This is a genomic window from Enterobacter sp. K510 (assembly GCF_055804875.1).
Map to the genome: position 1 here is coordinate 63,655 of NZ_JBNRLQ010000015.1, position 17,978 is coordinate 81,632.

A 17,978-nucleotide genomic window follows, 5' to 3' on the forward strand; every position below is an offset into this window, starting at 1 on the left:
ATCAGGTCTGCGGGCTGACTTTCAGCAGCTCGCCATCAGACTCATCGGTCAGCACATAGAGATACCCGTCCGGCCCGACGCGCACATCGCGGATACGCTGATTGCGATCGCCGAGAATGCGCCCGTCTTCGCTGACTTTATTACCGTTCACGCTCATGACGATCACGTCCTTGTCCTTCAGCGCGCCGATAAAGAGTTTGTTCTGCCACTGCGGGAAGGTCGGACTGTTATAAAAAGCCATGCCGCTTACCGCCGGGGACTGCTTCCAGTAAAACACTGGCGGCTCGGTGCCTTCCACGATCTCGCCCTTCGCTTCCGGGATCTTCAGCCCGCTGTAGTTAATGCCGTGGGTCGCCAGCGGCCAGCCGTAGTTTTTGCCGCGTTCGGGAATATTGATCTCATCGCCGCCGCGCGGGCCGTGCTCGTTAAGCCACAGGGCATCGCTCCAGGGATTCATCGCCATGCCCTGCGGATTACGAATGCCATACGACCAGATTTCCGGCCGCGCACCGGCTTTACCGGCCCACGGATTATCTTCCGGCACCTGGCCGTCCTCGGTTAAGCGCACCAGTTTGCCCTGGTGTTTGTCCAGATCCTGCGCCGTGGGTCGCTGGTTATTTTCCCCCAGCGCGATAAACAGATGCCCTTTACCATCAAACACCAGCCGTCCACCGAAATGGTTGCCGGTGGAGAGTTTTGGCGTCTGGCGGAACACCGTCTGGAAATTCTCCAGCCGCTTAAGATCGTCGCTCAGTTTGCCGTAGCCTACCGCTGTACCGGCATTGCCGTCGCTGTCGGCTTCGGCGTAGCTCAGCCAGACGCGGCGGGAACTGGCAAAATCCGGCGCCAGCGCCACATCCAGTAATCCGCCCTGGCCGTTCGCCCAGACGCGGGGTACGCCGCTTATCGGATCTGACAGGCCGCCGTTTTCCTGCCAGTGGCGTAACTGGCCGCCGCGCAGGGTAATGAGCATGCCCTTGTTATCCGGCAAAAACGCCAGTGACCAGGGGTGATCAAGTTTGGTTTGCAGGACATCAACCTTGACCGGCGCAGGGGCGGCAAATATTGATGTGCTCAATAACAGGGCAGGAATGACCAGCAGGGGGGAACGGCGCATATTGCTCTCCTTTAATCGCACTGGATAAAGGTTAGCCAGTCAGGACGGCTGCGCTTTGACTTTTACAAAAGCTTTAACTTCAGCAAACTGAAGGGGGAGTCGCCTCCCCCCGGGGATCAGGCCTCTTCGAGGGAAGTATGCTCGTCCAGCCCATCAATGCAGGTGTTCAGGGCATTCAGGCAGCGGTCAAGTTTATCGGCATTAACCGCGATAAAGGTCGGGCTGTCGTGATGGCCGCTCATCAGGCAAACCGCCGCAGAGGACAATGCGCCCTCCGCAAGTCGCAACGCTTCCCACTCATGACGGGTCCAGGGGGCAGATGGCTGCTCCGCCAGATCGCGTATTTCAGTGGCAAGCTTAAAGAAGTTGTCACGTAATTGATTACTTTCGCTGACCGACATATAGCCTTTCGCCTTAAGAAGCTGGACGTAAGCGGCCAGTTCGAGTCTGGCGTGGGTCAGTTTCTCCATCAGATGGAGCTGAAGCCTGTCAACGTTCATCGCCTTCCTCCTCTCACTCATCAAACAGGGTGTAAATTTATCTTAAGTTCACTTTTTAGCCAGATACATGCACCAGATCAATAATTGTAGTCTTGTTAACATTTTTTTACCGTGCATTAACCCGTGAAAACCTTCGCCCTCCCGAATCAGAAGTAGAGCGCCGCCCAAAACCCGTGTAAAATCGCCCGGTTTTTATTTTCCTGTTTACTTTGTGAGCGTATGAGCATGCAACAACCCCGTATTGGCTTCGTCTCCCTCGGCTGCCCGAAAAACCTGGTGGATTCTGAACGCATCCTGACAGAGTTGCGCACTGAAGGTTACGATGTGGTGCCTAATTACGACGACGCCGATATGGTGATCGTGAACACCTGCGGTTTTATCGACAGCGCGGTCCAGGAGTCGCTGGAAGCCATCGGCGAAGCCCTGACTGAAAACGGCAAGGTGATCGTCACCGGCTGCCTCGGCGCGAAAGTGGATCAGATCCGCGAAGTGCACCCGAAGGTGCTGGAAATCACCGGCCCGCACAGCTATGAGCAGGTGCTGGAACACGTGCACCACTATGTGCCGAAGCCGAAGCACAACCCGTTCTTAAGCCTGGTGCCAGAACAGGGCGTGAAGCTGACGCCGCGCCATTACGCTTACCTGAAAATTTCCGAAGGCTGTAACCACCGTTGCACCTTCTGCATTATTCCGTCGATGCGCGGCGATCTGGACAGCCGTCCGATTGGCGACGTGCTGGCGGAAGCGAAACGTCTGGTGGACGCGGGCGTGAAAGAGCTGCTGGTGATCTCCCAGGACACCTCCGCCTACGGCGTTGACGTGAAGCACCGCACCGGTTTCTATAACGGCGAGCCGGTGAAGACCAGCATGGTCAGCCTGTGCGAACAGCTGTCGAAGCTGGGCGTCTGGACACGTCTGCACTATGTGTATCCTTACCCGCACGTGGACGATGTGATCCCGCTGATGGCGGAAGGCAAGATCCTGCCGTACCTGGATATTCCGTTGCAGCACGCCAGCCCGCGTATTCTGAAGCTGATGAAGCGTCCTGGCTCCGTTGACCGCCAGCTGGCGCGTATCAAACAGTGGCGTGAAATCTGCCCGGAACTGACCCTGCGCTCGACCTTTATCGTCGGCTTCCCGGGCGAAACGGAAGAAGATTTCCAGATGCTGCTGGATTTCCTGACCGAAGCGCGTCTGGATCGCGTGGGCTGCTTCAAATACAGCCCGGTTGAAGGCGCAACCGCCAACGAGCTGCCGGACCAGGTGCCGGAAGAAATTAAAGAAGAGCGCTGGAACCGCTTTATGCAACTGCAACAGCAGATCTCTGCTGAACGTCTGCAGGAGAAAGTGGGCCGCGAAATCATGGTGATCATCGACGAAGTGGATGAAGAAGGCGCGATTGGCCGCAGCATGGCTGACGCCCCGGAAATCGACGGCGCGGTGTACCTGAACGGCGAAACCAACGTGAAGCCGGGCGATGTGATCCGCGTGAAAGTGGAAAACGCCGACGAGTACGATCTGTGGGGTACGCGGGTTTAATACCTGCGGACTCAATTCATGTAGGCCGGATAAGGCGTTCACGCCGCCATCCGGCATAACGCCTGATGGCGCTTCGCTTATCAGGCCTACAACATCTCCAGGCCGGATAAGGCATTGTGCCGCCATCCGGCGCAACGTCTGATGGCGCTGCGCTTATCAGGCCTGGGAAATCCCCTACCCTTTTATCTTCGGATCCAGCGCATCCCGCAGGCCATCGCCTAACAGATTAAACGCCAGCACCGTCAGGAAAATCGCCAGGCTCGGGAAGAGCGCCACATGCGGCGCGATCACCATATCCGCCCGCGCTTCGTTGAGCATCGCGCCCCACTCCGGCGTTGGCGGCTGCGCGCCGAGGCCCAGAAACGACAGGCTCGCCGCCGAGATAATCGAGGTGCCGATGCGCATAGTGAAATAGACCACAATCGACGAAATAGTGCCGGGCAGAATGTGGCTGAACAGAATGGTGGCATCGCTGGCCCCGATACTGCGCGCCGATTCGATAAAGGTCTGCTGCTTCAACACCAGCGTATTGCCGCGCACCAGACGGGCAAAGGCCGGAATGGAAAACACCGCCACGGCGATGATCACATTCGCCATCCCGCTGCCCATCACCGCCACCACCGCGATAGCCAGCAAAATCCCCGGAAAGGCGAACAGCACATCGCACAGGCGCATGATCAGCCGATCCCACCAGCCCTCGTAATAGCCCGCCAGCAGCCCCAGCACGGTGCCGATCGCCGCGCCGATCAGCACCGCGAAGACGCCCGCCGCCAGCGAGATCTGCGCTCCGGTCAGCACGCGGCTGAAAATATCGCGCCCCAGCGAATCGACGCCGAACCAGTGCAGCATGGAAGGCCCGTCGTTTAAGCGGTCATAGTCGAAATAGTTTTCCGCATCGAAAGGCGCGATCCAGGGGGCAATCGCCGCCACCACAATCAGTAATACCACAAACAGCCCCGCCGCCATGGCGACCGGCTGCCGACGAAATCGCCGCCAGAACTCATGCCACGGCGTACGCACATGATCCGGTTTCAGACCGGGCATGGCCTTTAATATCGCCTGACGACGCCAGTTTAAAAGTCGCATCCTTACTTGTACCTGATAGCCGGGTTAATGGCGGCGTAAAGCATATCCACCACTAAGTTGATAAGAATAAATTCCAGTGAGAAGAGCAGCACTTCTGCCTGGATCACCGGGTAATCGCGCATTTCCACCGAGTCCACCAGCAAACGCCCCAGCCCCGGCCAGTTGAAGACTTTCTCCACCACAATCGAGCCGCCGAGCAGAAAGCCGAATTGTAAGCCCATCATGGTGACCACCGGGATCATGGCATTACGCAGACCATGCTTGAGGATGATCCACTTCTCGCTCACCCCTTTAGCGCGGGCAGTACGCATGTAATCTTCGTTCAGCACATCGACAAAAGAAGCGCGGGTAAAGCGCGCCATCACCGCCGCCACCGCCGCGCCCAGCGTGATGGAGGGTAAAATATAGTGCCGCCAGCTGTCAGCGCCCACCGTCGGCAGCCAGCCGAGTTCGACGGAAAAGACCTGCATCAGCAGCATACCGAGGGCAAACGCCGGAAAGGAGATCCCGGTGACGGCGAGCGCCATGCCGAGACGATCCGGCCAGCGGTTACGCCAGACGGCGGCAGAGATCCCCGCCGCCAGGCCAAACAGCATCGCCCAGCTCATGCTGGCCAGCGTCAGCCACAGCGTCGGCATAAAGCGGCTGGCGATCTCATCGGCCACCGGACGGCGTGACACCATTGAGTTGCCGAAATCCCCCTGTAATACGTCCGTAATGTAATGCCAGAACTGCACATACAGCGGCTGGTCAAGGCCGAGCTGCTGGCGCACCATCGCCACCACCTGCGCGTCAGCCTCCGGCCCGGCCACCAGCCGCGCCGGATCGCCTGGCAGCAGATGGACAAATAAAAATACCAGCACCGCCACAATCAGCAGTGTCGGGATAAGACCCAGCAGGCGTTTGAGAAAATAGTTAAGCATGTTCTACCCTGAATCCGATGCCCCTTTTCCCTGCCTTCTTCGCAAACAAGAGGGGCATTCTCACTATTTCAAATCTGCATCGTCAAAACTGAAGCCTGTATCCGGCATGATGTAGAACCCGGTCAGATCTTTGTTATGCGCTGACACCAGCTTCTCCACCACCAGCGGCACCCAGGGGGCGTCTTTCCAGATGGTATCCTGCGCCGCTTTATACAGGCGGGCTTTCTCTTCCGGATTGGTGGTCTTCAGCGCCGCGACCAGATCCTGATCCACCTGCGGATTACTGTAGAAGGCGGTATTAAACTGCGTAGGCGGCCAGTTTTGCGTGGTGAACAGCGGCGACAGCGCCCAGTCAGCCTCGCCCGTAGACGCCGTCCAGCCGGTGTAGAACATCCTCACTCCACTCTCTTTCTGCCCCTTGCCTTCCACTTCTGACGCGCGTTGCCCGGCATCCATCGCCGTCACCTGCGCCTTAATGCCCACCTGCGCCAGCTGCTGCTGGGTGAACTGCAACACTTTCTGCGCGGTGCTGTGATTATGGGACGACCAGAGCGTGGTGCTGAAGCCGTTCGGGTAGCCTGCCTCTTTCAGCAGTTCGCGGGCTTTCGCCGGATCGTAAGGCCACGGCTGATAGCTTTGCGCGTTGGCCAGGGTCGGCGGGATCACGCCGGTCGCCGGGGTGGCGTAGCCCGCAAAGGCCACTTTCACCAGCGCCTGACGGTTAATGGCGTAGTTGATCGCCTGTCGCACTTTGGGGTTGTCGAACGGCTTTTGCGTCACGTTCATGCTGATGTAGCGCTGCATAATGGACGGGCTTGCCACCAGCTCCAGCTTGCTGTTTTTTTGCAGCACGGCGGCCTGCTCGTAGGGGATCGGGAAGGCGAACTGCGCCTCGCCGGTTTGCAGCATGGCCGCGCGGGTATTGTTATCCACTACCGGACGCCAGGTGATGGTATCGAGCTTCGGCAGCCCTTTTTGCCAGTAATCAGCAAATTTTTTCACCTTCACAAAATCGGTCTGGTTCCAGGTATCAAGGGTATAAGGACCGGTGCCCACCGGGTGGAAGCCAATCTCTTTACCGTATTTAGAGAGCGCTGCCGGGGAAATCATCGCCGTCGCCGGGTGCGCCAGAATATTGATAAAGGCGGAGAACGGCTGTTTCAGGGTAATTTTTACCGTTGACGGATCCACGGCTTCGGTCTGCGCGATATTTTTATACAGGTTATAGCGCTTCAGGCTGCTGGCCGGATCGCTGGCACGGTCGAGGTTCACCTTTACCGCTGCCGCGTTAAAATCGGTGCCATCCTGGAACTTCACGCCCTGACGTAGTTTGATGGTATAGACCAGGCCGTCGTCCGACACGGTATAACTTTCCGCAAGAACGTTTTTCAGCTTCATCTCTTTATCCAGCCCGAACAGCCCCTGATAGAAGGATTTCGCCACCGCCTGTGAGAGGGTGTCGTTGGCGTCATAAGGATCGAGGGTGGTGAAATTAGAGGCCACCGCCACCACCACGTCTTTCGCGGCCAGCACCGGTGCGGCAGCAAGAACAGAGGCGACGCCGAGCGCAACCTGCCATTTCCGCGCAACAAATTGTGTCATGTTAATCTCCTGAGTTTCCCTGTCTGTCCGGGAATATTATTGTCATTAAAATGCAGATGAAGTGCTGCCTGGTGTTGTGCGTGCGACCAGGTGATCCGGCGCAACCTGTTGCAGCTGCACGCGGCGCGGCGGATCGCCCAGTTTGCGGATGTTGCTCGGCATCTCGTCCGAGAGCAGCACCCGCTGCGGCCGCTGGTGGCCCGGATCAGCCACCGGCACCGCCGCCATTAACTTACGCGTATAGGGATGCTGCGGGTTTTCGAACACCGCGCGCCTGGGGCCGATTTCCACGATCTGCCCCATATACATCACCGCCACGCGATGACTGATGCGCTCCACCACCGCCATGTCGTGGGAGATAAACAGATAAGCGATGCCCATTTCCCGCTGCAAATCGAGCAGCAAATTGATGATTTGCGCGCGGATAGACACATCCAGCGCCGAGACGGACTCATCGGCGATAACCACTTTTGGATTGAGCGCCAGCGCGCGGGCAATGCAGATGCGCTGCCGCTGGCCGCCGGAAAACTCATGGGGATAGCGCCAGGCGTGCTCCGGCTTTAAGCCGACGCGCTCCAGCAGCCAGGCCAGACGGCGCTCCGAGGCCTGCGTATCCAGCAGACCGTGTACCCGCAGCGGCTCCATAATCGAGTAGCCGATGGTTTTACGCGGATCGAGGGAGGCAAAGGGATCCTGGAAAATACACTGAATATCCCGGCGCAGCGGCTGAAGCTGGCTGTCGGGCAGCGTGTCGATGCGCTGACCGTTAAAGGTGATGGTGCCGCCCTGGGAGGCCACCAGCCGCAGCAGCGCGCGCCCGGTGGTGGATTTTCCGCAGCCGGACTCCCCCACCAGCGACAGCGTCTCCCCCGGCCAGAGATCAAAGCTGACGCCTTCCACCGCGTGTACTTCGCGGGTCACGCGATTGAGAATGCCGCTGCGTATCGGGTAACGCGACACCAGATCCCGCACCTGCAAAATGGGCTCTCCCGCCGCCACCGTGTCCTGACCGTTTCCGGCGTCGGGCAATACTGCGGCGCTGCGGGACGGCAGCGGGAAACGGCGCGGCAGATCGCTGCCGCGCATGGCACCGAGGCGCGGCACTGCCGCCAGCAGGGATTTCGTATAGGGATGCTGCGGCGCGTTGAAGATCTGCTCCACGCTGCCGGTTTCCACGGCTTCGCCCTGGTACATCACCAGCACCCGGTCAGCAATATCCGCCACCACGCCCATATCATGGGTGATAAAAATCACCCCCATCGCCATCTCTTTTTGCAGCACGCTGATCAGTTGCAGGATCTGCGCCTGGATAGTCACGTCCAGCGCGGTGGTGGGCTCATCGGCGATCAGCACCGCCGGGCGACAGGAGAGCGCCATGGCGATCATCACCCGCTGACGCATCCCGCCTGAGAGCTGGTGCGGGAAGCGGGACAAAATGGCGTCCGCCTCAGGAATACGCACCTGCTCCAGCATGCGTCGGGCTTCTTTGAGTGCGGCATCGCGCCCCAGGCCCTGATGCAGGCGGATCGACTCGGCGATCTGCTCGCCGACGGTAAACACCGGATTGAGCGAGGTCATCGGCTCCTGAAAGATCATCGCCATATCCGCTCCGCGCACGCTGCGCATCTGAGCATGACTTAACCCATTCAGATCCACCACCTGACGGCTACGGCGTTGCAGACGAAGCTCATCGCTGCTGACCATGCCGCCGGACTGCGCCAGCAGACGCATCAGCGCCAGTGCCGTAACGGATTTACCGGAGCCGGATTCGCCGACAATCGCCAGGGTTTCCCCCCGTTTCAGGGTAAAGGATAGATCCCGCACGACGTGCGACGTGCCGCCTTCGTCCGGAAAACGAATATTCAGTTTACTGACCCGCAGCACTTCACTGGCGTCTGACTCAAGCACGTGCGACCACCCTCTGACCTCTTACTGATTGAGTGCCTGAAAACAGGCATGAATTTTGACTATAGAAAGTCAAATCAACGAAGTAAAGCAACCTGACCGGTAAGGCACATATTGATTACATTCAGCCGAACCGGGTTTTCTGCCATAATAGGCGTTTTGAATGCACGTTCAGGTTGCCAGTCAGGAGCACACATGGAGTTTTCCGCAGGCCTTATGCCGCTGGAGACAGCGCTGTCTCAGATGCTGTCCGTTATTACCCCGATCACCGCGTACGATACGCTGCCGCTGCTGGCCTGTTTCGGGCGCGTCACGGCGCACGACGTGGTTTCGCCGCTGAATGTCCCCGGCTTTGATAACTCCGCGATGGACGGCTACGCCGTGCGGCTGGCGGATCTGGCGGCGGGCGCGCCCCTGCCGGTGGCGGGAAAAGCCTTTGCCGGGCAGCCGTTTAACGATGTGTGGCCTGTCGGCACCTGCGTGCGCATTATGACCGGCGCGCCCGTTCCTGCGGGCTGCGATGCGGTGGTGATGCAGGAAGAAACCGAACAGAGCGATGCGGGCGTGCGTTTTACCCGCGAGGTGCGCGCCGGGCAGAATATCCGTCGCCTCGGGGAAGACATCCGCGCCGGTGAGGTGGTGTTTAAGGCCGGGCAGACGCTGACGGTGGCAGAGCTGCCGGTGCTGGCGTCGCTGGGTATCGCCAGCGTTGACGTGGTGCGTAAAGTGCGCGTGGCGCTGTTTTCTACCGGCGATGAGTTACAGCTTCCGGGCCAGCCGCTGGGCGACGGACAAATCTACGACACCAACCGGCTGGCGGTGCATTTAATGCTGGAGCAGCTTGGCTGCACGGTGATCAATCTCGGCATTATTCCTGACGATCCCGCCCGGTTACGGGAAGCCTTTATTGCCGCGGACAGCCAGGCAGACCTGGTGATCACCTCCGGCGGCGTATCTGTGGGCGAAGCGGATTACACCAAAACGCTGCTTGAAGAGCTGGGAGAAATCGGCTTCTGGAAGCTGGCGATCAAGCCCGGTAAACCTTTCGCCTTCGGCAAGCTGAGCCAGAGCTGGTTCTGCGGGCTGCCGGGCAACCCGGTATCAGCGGCGGTGACTTTCTATCAGCTGGTGATCCCCCTGCTGGCGAAACTGGGCGGTAAAAATGGCAGCGCGCTGCCGACGCGTCTGCGCGTGCGCACCGCCACCCGCCTGAAAAAATCACCAGGACGCCTCGATTTCCAGCGCGGCCTGTTAACCCGCAATGAACAGGGCGAATTAACCGTCAGCACCACCGGGCATCAGGGCTCGCATATCTTCAGCTCCTTCAGCCAGGGCAACTGTTTTATCGTGCTGGAAGCGGAGCGACAGAACGTCGAAGCGGGCGAATGGGTCGAGGTGGAACCGTTTAATCATCTGTTCGGAGGGCTGTAATGGCCATTGAACTGAGCGATGGCGAAATGATGCGCTACAACCGGCAGATCGTGCTGCGCGGCTTTGACTTTGACGGTCAGGAGCGGCTGAAAGGCGCACGGGTGCTGGTGGTGGGGCTTGGCGGGCTGGGCTGCGCAGCGGCGCAGTACCTGGCGGCGGCGGGCGTCGGCCATCTGACGCTGCTGGATTTTGATACTGTCTCCCTCTCGAATCTGCAACGGCAGACGCTGCACAGCGACGCCACGCTTGGCGAGCCGAAAGTGGAGTCGGCCCGGGCGGCGCTGGCGCGTATCAATCCGCACGTCTCCTTTACCCTGCTTAACGCGCAGCTGGACGACGACGCCCTGAACGCGCAGATCGCCGCTCACGATCTGGTGCTGGACTGCACCGACAACGTTGCGGTCCGTAATCAGCTTAATGCCGGATGTTTTCAGGCGAAAGTGCCGCTGGTCTCCGGCGCGGCGATCCGCATGGAAGGCCAGATCAGCGTCTTCACCTGGCAGCCGGGCGAGCCGTGCTACCGCTGCCTGAGCCGTCTGTTTGGCGAGAATGCGCTCACCTGCGTGGAAGCGGGCGTGATGGCCCCGCTGGTGGGGGTGATTGGTTCGTTACAGGCGATGGAAGCCATTAAGCTGCTGGCGCATTATGGCACGCCCGCCGCCGGGAAAATCGTGATGTACGACGCCATGACCTGCCAGTTCCGCGAGATGAAATTAATGCGCCATGCCGGATGCGAGGTGTGCGGGCAATCTTAGCCGCTATGCCCGGCGGCGCTGCGCTTGCCGGGCCTACATAAATTCGTCGCATTCGTCACCGTAGGCCGGGTAAGGCGCAGCCGCCACCCGGCAAAGCACCGCAAAACGTAGGCCGGGTAAGCGCCAGCGCCACCCGGCAACTTACAACGCCAGCCGCCCAAACGCTCCCTGCCAGTCCTGTTCAAACTTCGCGATAGCCGTATCCACCGCCGGAGCAGCGATAAACTGCTGCGCCACGTCCAGCGGCAGCGTAATAGATTCACAGCCCGCCAGCAGGCAGTCCAGCGCCTGACGCGGAGTTTTAAAGCTGGCAGCCAGCACTTTTGCCCCTGGCGCGTGCAGACTTAACAACCGCTGCAAATCGCACACCGTCTGAATACCGTTTCCGCCCTGGGCATCCACGCGGTTCACATAGGGCGCGACATATTCCGCGCCCGCCAGCGCGCTTAACAGCCCCTGCCCTGCGCCGTACACTGCCGTACCGAGCGTTGGAATGCCTTCCGCCTTCAGCAATTTAATGGCTGCCAGACCTTCAGCGCTGACCGGTACTTTCACCACGATATCCGCCATGATGCTGCGCAGCTTACGGGCATCCTTCACCATGCCTTCAGCCGTGGTCGCCATCACCTGGGCGAATAACCGGCCCCTGCCATCCAGCGCGTCATGCAGGGCGGGCAGTAGCTCCTCCAGCGGAGTTTTACCTGCCGCGACAATGCTCGGGTTAGTGGTCACGCCTGCCAGCGGGAAAATACGCGCCAGTTTTCTGACTGCCGCAACGTCGGATGTATCGAGATAAAGTTCCATGATCTGACCTTCAAAGTGTGAGATGTAGCATGCGCTGAAACTTACCTCAGCCAACCTGAATGATACTTGATCGGCGTCAAAATAAATTTCATTCGAAAGCTATTTAATCTTCATACGCAAGATGAGGCACAATCATGATATTCAATATTCAGCGCTACTCCACCCACGATGGCCCCGGTATCCGTACCGTGGTGTTTCTTAAAGGCTGCTCGCTCGGCTGCCGCTGGTGCCAGAACCCGGAAAGCCGTTCGCTGAAACGCGATCTGCTCCACGACGCCCGGCTGTGTCTCGACGGCTGCGATCTGTGCCAGAAAGCCGCGCCCGCGGTCATTGAGCGTGCGCTGAACGGCCTGCTGATCCATCGCCAGCCTTTCAATGAGGCGCAGCTGGACGCGCTGAGGGAATGCTGCCCGACCCAGGCGCTGACCGTCTGCGGCGAAACCAAAACGGTGGAAGAGATCATGACCACCGTCCTGCGCGATAAACCCTTTTACGATCGCAGCGGCGGCGGCATCACCCTCTCCGGCGGCGAACCCTTTATGCAGCCTGCGCTGGCCGCCGCGCTGTTTCAGGCCAGCCATGAGGCGGGCATCCACACCGCGGTGGAAACCTGTCTGCATGTGCCCTGGCACTACGTTGAGCCCTCTTTAGATAATGTCGATCTGTTCCTTGCGGACCTGAAACATGTCGACCGCGAAACCTTCAAAGCCTGGACCGATGGCTCGGCTAAGCGCGTGCTGGAAAACCTTAAACGCCTCGCGCGCCTTGGCAAACAACTCACCATTCGCGTACCGCTGATCCCCGGTTTTAACGCCGATGAGACGTCGATCCGCGCCATTACCCGTTTTGCCGCCGACGAACTCAACGTCCGCGATATTCATTTTTTGCCGTATCACACGCTGGGCATGAACAAGTATCACCTGCTCGGCCAGACCTACACCGCGCCAGACAAACCGCTCGACGCCCCGGATCTGCTGGCTTTTGCAGAAAACTACGCGCGCGAATGCGGCCTGACCGCCACGTTACGAGGATAACCTTATGACTACCTTACGTCTCGACACCCTGACTGACCGCATCAAGGCGCATAAAAACGCGCTGATCACCATCACTAAACCGCCGGTCTGCACCGAGCGCGCGCTGCACTATACCCAGGCTTATCAGCAGCATATGGATAAGCCGATCCCGGTGCGCCGCGCCCTGGCCCTCGCCCATCACCTGGCGGGACGCACCATCTGGATCAAGCATGACGAGCTGATCGTCGGCAACCAGGCGAGTATGGTCCGCGCCGCGCCGATCTTCCCGGAATATACGGTGACCTGGATTGAAAACGAGATCGACGATCTTGCCGATCGTCCGGGCGCAGGCTTTGCGGTGAGCGAAGAGAACAAGCGCGTGCTGCATGAAATCTGCCCGTGGTGGCGCGGCCAGACGGTACAGGATCGCTGCTACGGTATGTTTACCGACGAGCAAAAATCGCTGCTGGAAACCGGCATCATTAAAGCCGAAGGCAATATGACCTCCGGCGATGCGCACCTGGCGGTGAACTTCCCGCTGGTGCTGGAGCTGGGCATGGACGGCCTGCGTAATAAAGTCGCTGAGCGCCGCTCGCGTATCAACCTGACGGTGCTGGACGATCTGCACGGCGAGCAGTTCCTCAAAGCCATTGATATTGTGCTGGAAGCCGTCAGCCAGCATATCGCACGCTTTGCGGATCTGGCGCGCACCATGGCGCAGGCAGAAACCCGCGAAAGCCGCCGCGACGAACTGCTGGCGATCGCGGAAAACTGCGATGTCATTGCCCATCAGCCGCCGAAAACGTACTGGCAGGCCCTGCAGCTGTGCTATTTCATCCAGTTGATTTTGCAGATCGAATCGAACGGTCACTCGGTGTCCTTTGGCCGCATGGATCAGTATCTGTATCCGTATTACCGCCGTGACGTGGAGCTGGACCAGAGCCTGGCGCGGGAAGACGCCATCGAACTGCTGCATGCCTGCTGGCTGAAGCTGCTGGAAGTGAACAAAATCCGTTCCGGCTCGCACTCCAAAGCCTCGGCCGGTAGCCCGCTGTATCAGAACGTCACCATTGGCGGTCAGAAACTGGTCAACGGTAAGCCGCTGGATGCAGTGAACCCGCTCTCTTATGCGATCCTCGAATCCTGCGGCCGCCTGCGCTCCACCCAGCCGAACCTGAGCGTGCGTTACCACGCGGGGATGAGCAACGATTTCCTCGACGCCTGTGTGCAGGTGATCCGCTGCGGCTTCGGTATGCCAGCCTTCAATAACGACGAGATCGTTATCCCGGAATTTATCAAGCTCGGGATCGAACCGGCAGACGCTTACGATTATGCGGCGATTGGCTGCATCGAAACCGCCGTTGGCGGCAAATGGGGCTATCGCTGCACCGGCATGAGCTTTATTAACTTCGCCCGCGTGATGCTGGCGGCGCTGGAAGGCGGACGGGACGCCACCAGCGGCAAAGTATTCCTGCCGCAGGAACTGGCGCTGTCGAAAGGCAATTTCAGCGACTTTTCGCAGGTAATGGACGCCTGGGACACGCAGATCCGCTACTACACGCGCAAATCCATTGAGATCGAGTATGTGGTGGACACCATGCTGGAGGAGAACGTGCACGATATTCTCTGCTCGGCGCTGGTGGACGACTGCATCGAACGCGCGAAAAGCATCAAACAGGGCGGCGCGAAATATGACTGGGTTTCCGGTTTGCAGGTGGGGATCGCCAACCTCGGCAACAGCCTCGCGGCGGTGAAAAAGCTGGTGTTCGATCAGGGGGCGATTGGTCAGCAGGAACTCGCCAGAGCGCTGGCGGAAGATTACGAAGGGCTGACCCACGAGCAGCTGCGTCAGCGTCTGATCAACAGCGCGCCGAAATACGGTAATGATGACGACAGCGTGGATCTGCTGCTGGCGCGCGCCTATCAGACCTACATTGAGGAGCTGAAGCAGTATCACAATCCGCGCTATGGCCGTGGTCCGATCGGCGGTAATTACTACGCCGGTACCTCGTCCATTTCCGCCAACGTGCCTTTTGGAGCCGCAACCATGGCGACCCCGGATGGCCGTAAAGCCCATACCCCGCTGGCGGAAGGCGCAAGCCCGGCTTCCGGTACCGATCATTTAGGGCCAACGGCGGTGATTGGCTCGGTGGGTAAACTGCCGACGGAGGCGATCCTGGGCGGCGTGTTGCTGAACCAGAAGCTGAATCCGGCGACGCTGGAAAACGACAGTGACCGTCAGAAGCTGATGATGCTGCTGCGCACCTTCTTTGAAGTGCATAAAGGCTGGCATATTCAGTACAACATTGTGTCGCGCGAGACGTTAATCGCCGCGAAGCAGCATCCGGATCAGTATCGTGACCTGGTGGTGCGCGTGGCGGGGTATTCGGCGTTCTTCACCGCCCTGTCGCCGGATGCGCAGGACGATATTATCGCCCGTACCGAACATACGTTGTAATCCCCCTTGCCCGGTGGCGCTTCGCTTACCGGGCCTACCCGTTTGATAACGACGGGCACTTTCGAATGAAATAAAATTGTGCTTTCGCTCACATTGTTATTAGAATGTTTCTGGTCGCAGTTACATTCAGGAGCGCAATGCATGACCGTTAAAGTTATCGTCACCGATATGGACGGAACTTTCCTTGATGATGCCAAAACCTACGATCGCGTTCGTTTTCTGGCACAGTTTGAGCAGCTACAGCGCCGCGGTATTGAATTCGTGGTCGCCAGCGGTAACCAGTATTATCAGCTCATCTCCTTCTTCCCGGAAATTCAGGATCGTATTTCATTCGTCTCCGAAAATGGCGCGCTGGTCTATGAACACGGCCAGCAACTTTTCCACGGCGAGCTGACCCGCCATGAATATCAGATCGTGCTCGGCGAGCTGCTGAAGGACAAAGGGCTGAACTTTGTCGCCTGCGGGCTGGAGAGCGCTTATGTGAGCGATCGCGCCCCGGACGCCTTCGTCGAACTGATGTCGCACCATTATCACCGTCTGAAACCGGTGCGCGATTATCATGATATCGACGACAAAATGTTTAAGTTCTCCCTCAACCTGCCGGACAGCGACATTCCGCAACTTATTGACGCGCTGCATGTCTCTCTCGACGGCATCATGAAGCCCGTCACCAGCGGCTTTGGCTTTGTCGATCTGATCATTCCCGGTCTGCACAAAGCTAACGGCATTACCCGCCTGCTGAAACGCTGGGGCATATCGCCGGGGGAATGCGTGACCATCGGCGACAGCGGCAACGATGCCGAAATGCTGCGTATGACGGATTACTCCTTTGCCATGGGCAATGCCGGCGACGCCATTAAAGCCATTGCCCGCCATCGCACGGATGATAACAATCACCAGGGCGCGCTGAACGTTATTCAGGCGGTGCTCGACGGTACTGGCCCCTTCACGGCCTGACCCTTCTGATGCCGGTGCGTCCTGCGCTGGCATCGCACTTTTCCCGCTTTGTGCACCTCATCAAGTTTTTAAACTTGCATTAACTTTTTTTTAACTTAAATTAGCATGTGTAAGTTATTTTACTTTCGAATGAAAGAAAAGTGAGGTCATTATGGCTGTAACCTTTGCCAGCGAAACGCTGCCTGCCGATCACAAAGCGGCGATCCGTCAACTCAAGCAGGCGCTGCGCGCGCAAATCGGTGACGTGCAGACGGTCTTTAACCAGTTAAGCGAGCGCATTGCCGCCCGCGTCGCGGAAATCAACGCCCTGAAAGCCCGCGGCGAGCCAGTGTGGCCGGTGATCCCCTTTGCCGATATTAAAAACGGCACCCTCAGCGAGGCGCAGCGCGAGGCGGTAAAACGCCGCGGCTGCGCGGTGATCAAAGGCCACTTCCCGCGTGAACAGGCGCTGGGCTGGGACCGTTCGATGCTGGAATATCTCGATCGCAACCATTTTGACGAGGTGTACAAAGGGCCGGGCGACAGCTTCTTCGGCACGCTGGAGGCCTCCCGCCCGGAAATCTACCCGATTTACTGGTCGCAGGCGCAGATGCAGGCGCGGCAGAGCAGTGAAATGGCGCAGGTGCAGTCGTTTTTAAACCGCCTGTGGACCTTTGAGAGCGAGGGTAAACAGTGGTTTGATCCGGATGTCAGCGTGATTTACCCGGATCGCATCCGCCGCCGTCCGCCCGGCACCACCTCGAAGGGGCTGGGGGCGCATACGGATTCCGGCGCGCTGGAGCGCTGGCTGTTGCCTGCCTATCAACAAGTTTTTGCCGCCGTGTTTAACGGCAAGCCGGAAGAGTACGATCCGTGGAATGCCGCGCATCGTACCGAAGTGGAAGAGTACACCGTCGATAACACCACCAAATGCTCGGTGTTCCGTACTTTCCAGGGCTGGACGGCACTGTCGGATATGCTGCCGGGTCAGGGCTTACTGCATGTGGTGCCGATCCCGGAAGCGATGGCGTATGTGCTGCTGCGTCCACTGCTGGACGACGTTCCGGACGACGAACTGTGCGGCGTGGCGCCAGGTCGCGTGCTGCCGATCTCAGCCCAGTGGCATCCGCTGCTCATCGAAGCGCTGACCAGCATTCCGGCGCTGGAGGCCGGAGATTCGGTGTGGTGGCACTGCGATGTGATCCACTCGGTCGCGCCGGTCACCGATCAGCAGGGCTGGGGCAATGTGATGTATATCCCTGCCGCGCCGCTGTGCGAGAAGAACCTCGCCTATGCAAGGCGCGTGAAAGCGGCGCTGGAGAAAGGCGCATCGCCGGGCGACTTCCCGCGCGAAGATTATGAAGCCAGCTGGGAAGACCGCTTTACGCTGGACGATCTGAACGAGCACGGTAAGCGCGCGCTGGGCATGGCGGTTTAATCATCATACAGCCCTTCCCTTTCCACGGCGGTGCGCCTTTTGTCCGGGCGTATCCGCCGTTTTTTAAGAAATGTGCCGCAAAACTGCCTTACACGGGTGTAATAATGAATGAAGCAGATGGGTTCTTTTGCTTAATGCGGTGATATTGCAGGATTAGCTCAGCCAGATCATCATCAGTGGCGTAAAAATACGCTTCCGGCACATCCAGTACCGCAGCCAGCTTACAGACCAGTTTGAAATCGGGTGCGTGAACTTCTTTTTCATACGAACTAATACGTGCGCTGGCCGACTCTTCGTCCAGACCGGCCCGCACTCCCAGTTCGGCCTGAGTGAAATTTGCTTTTACGCGTGAGATCTTAAGTCTTTTGCCAATCAAGTGGATCATCCTGGCCCTGTAGTCGTGCATAAATTATCCTCTTCCTCGCCTGTCTCATCTTCATGGATAACCTTACATTTTCATGTATTACTTGA

The 17,978-nt window shown here is 58.7% G+C and carries 15 protein-coding genes; 7 read left to right on the forward strand and 8 right to left on the reverse strand.

The features are described from left to right. Position 1 precedes the first annotated feature (1 nt). Both ACQUTD_RS20580 and ACQUTD_RS20585 read right to left on the reverse strand, forming a co-directional pair. Positions 2-1,117 (reverse strand): PQQ-dependent sugar dehydrogenase, encoded by a 1,116-nt coding sequence (locus ACQUTD_RS20580; RefSeq protein ID WP_473277336.1) that lies wholly within the window; start codon positions 1,115-1,117, stop codon positions 2-4. Positions 1,118-1,233: 116 nt separating this feature from the next. Next, the gene (locus ACQUTD_RS20585; protein ID WP_072567967.1) at positions 1,234-1,617 is read right to left on the reverse strand and encodes a biofilm formation regulator BssR; all 384 of its coding nucleotides are present in this window, start codon (positions 1,615-1,617) and stop codon (positions 1,234-1,236) included. 219 nt (positions 1,618-1,836) lie between these two features. Between ACQUTD_RS20585 and rimO the strand changes: the two genes are divergently transcribed. Beyond that, positions 1,837-3,156, forward strand: coding sequence for a 30S ribosomal protein S12 methylthiotransferase RimO (rimO, locus tag ACQUTD_RS20590; RefSeq protein WP_072567966.1), 1,320 nt, complete (start codon positions 1,837-1,839; stop codon positions 3,154-3,156). A gap of 174 nt (positions 3,157-3,330) precedes the next feature. Here the strand turns inward: rimO and gsiD are convergent, their stop codons facing one another. The 4 genes from gsiD to gsiA all read right to left on the reverse strand — a co-directional run bounded on the left by gsiD (position 3,331) and on the right by gsiA (position 8,675). Then, positions 3,331-4,242, reverse strand: coding sequence for a glutathione ABC transporter permease GsiD (gene gsiD, locus ACQUTD_RS20595; RefSeq protein WP_318363542.1), 912 nt, complete (start codon positions 4,240-4,242; stop codon positions 3,331-3,333). Between the two features lie 2 nt (positions 4,243-4,244). Further along, complete coding sequence (gsiC, locus tag ACQUTD_RS20600) at positions 4,245-5,165, reverse strand: glutathione ABC transporter permease GsiC (protein ID WP_318374137.1); 921 nt, start codon at positions 5,163-5,165, stop codon at positions 4,245-4,247. Positions 5,166-5,228: 63 nt separating this feature from the next. Continuing rightward, positions 5,229-6,767, reverse strand: coding sequence for a glutathione ABC transporter substrate-binding protein GsiB (gene gsiB / locus ACQUTD_RS20605; RefSeq protein ID WP_473277337.1), 1,539 nt, complete (start codon positions 6,765-6,767; stop codon positions 5,229-5,231). A gap of 45 nt (positions 6,768-6,812) precedes the next feature. Continuing rightward, complete coding sequence (gsiA, locus tag ACQUTD_RS20610; protein ID WP_473277338.1) at positions 6,813-8,675, reverse strand: glutathione ABC transporter ATP-binding protein GsiA; 1,863 nt, start codon at positions 8,673-8,675, stop codon at positions 6,813-6,815. A 192-nt stretch (positions 8,676-8,867) separates the two neighbouring features. Here gsiA and moeA point away from each other — a divergent pair, with 192 nt between their 5' ends. Further along, positions 8,868-10,103, forward strand: a complete 1,236-nt coding sequence (moeA, locus tag ACQUTD_RS20615; RefSeq protein ID WP_473277339.1) for a molybdopterin molybdotransferase MoeA — start codon at positions 8,868-8,870, stop codon at positions 10,101-10,103. Further along, positions 10,103-10,858 (forward strand): molybdopterin-synthase adenylyltransferase MoeB, encoded by a 756-nt coding sequence (gene moeB, locus ACQUTD_RS20620; protein ID WP_318363546.1) that lies wholly within the window; start codon positions 10,103-10,105, stop codon positions 10,856-10,858. The genes moeA and moeB overlap by 1 nt, the downstream gene beginning before the upstream one ends. Before the next feature lie 141 nt (positions 10,859-10,999). Here the strand turns inward: moeB and fsa are convergent, their stop codons facing one another. Beyond that, on the reverse strand, positions 11,000-11,662 hold the full coding sequence (gene fsa / locus ACQUTD_RS20625; RefSeq protein WP_473277340.1) for a fructose-6-phosphate aldolase: 663 nt from the start codon (positions 11,660-11,662) through the stop codon (positions 11,000-11,002). Positions 11,663-11,796: 134 nt separating this feature from the next. On the opposite strand from fsa, the gene ACQUTD_RS20630 reads away from it, so the two are divergent. The 4 genes from ACQUTD_RS20630 (at position 11,797) to ACQUTD_RS20645 (ending at position 17,507) form a co-directional block, all read left to right on the forward strand. Beyond that, positions 11,797-12,696 carry a glycyl-radical enzyme activating protein gene (locus ACQUTD_RS20630; RefSeq protein WP_473277341.1) on the forward strand — a complete coding sequence of 300 codons (900 nt, stop codon included), beginning with the start codon at positions 11,797-11,799 and terminating at the stop codon, positions 12,694-12,696. A gap of 4 nt (positions 12,697-12,700) precedes the next feature. Beyond that, the gene (locus ACQUTD_RS20635) at positions 12,701-15,133 is read left to right on the forward strand and encodes a formate C-acetyltransferase/glycerol dehydratase family glycyl radical enzyme (protein WP_473277342.1); all 2,433 of its coding nucleotides are present in this window, start codon (positions 12,701-12,703) and stop codon (positions 15,131-15,133) included. Between the two features lie 141 nt (positions 15,134-15,274). Beyond that, positions 15,275-16,090 (forward strand): Cof-type HAD-IIB family hydrolase, encoded by an 816-nt coding sequence (locus ACQUTD_RS20640; protein WP_473277343.1) that lies wholly within the window; start codon positions 15,275-15,277, stop codon positions 16,088-16,090. Between the two features lie 151 nt (positions 16,091-16,241). Beyond that, positions 16,242-17,507 carry a YbiU family protein gene (locus ACQUTD_RS20645; RefSeq protein WP_473277344.1) on the forward strand — a complete coding sequence of 422 codons (1,266 nt, stop codon included), beginning with the start codon at positions 16,242-16,244 and terminating at the stop codon, positions 17,505-17,507. Positions 17,508-17,595: 88 nt separating this feature from the next. On the opposite strand, the gene ACQUTD_RS20650 is transcribed toward ACQUTD_RS20645, so the two are convergent. Next, a complete protein-coding gene (locus tag ACQUTD_RS20650) occupies positions 17,596-17,913 on the reverse strand; it encodes a helix-turn-helix domain-containing protein (protein ID WP_412176317.1) in 318 nt (105 codons plus the stop codon). Positions 17,914-17,978: the final 65 nt, after the last annotated feature.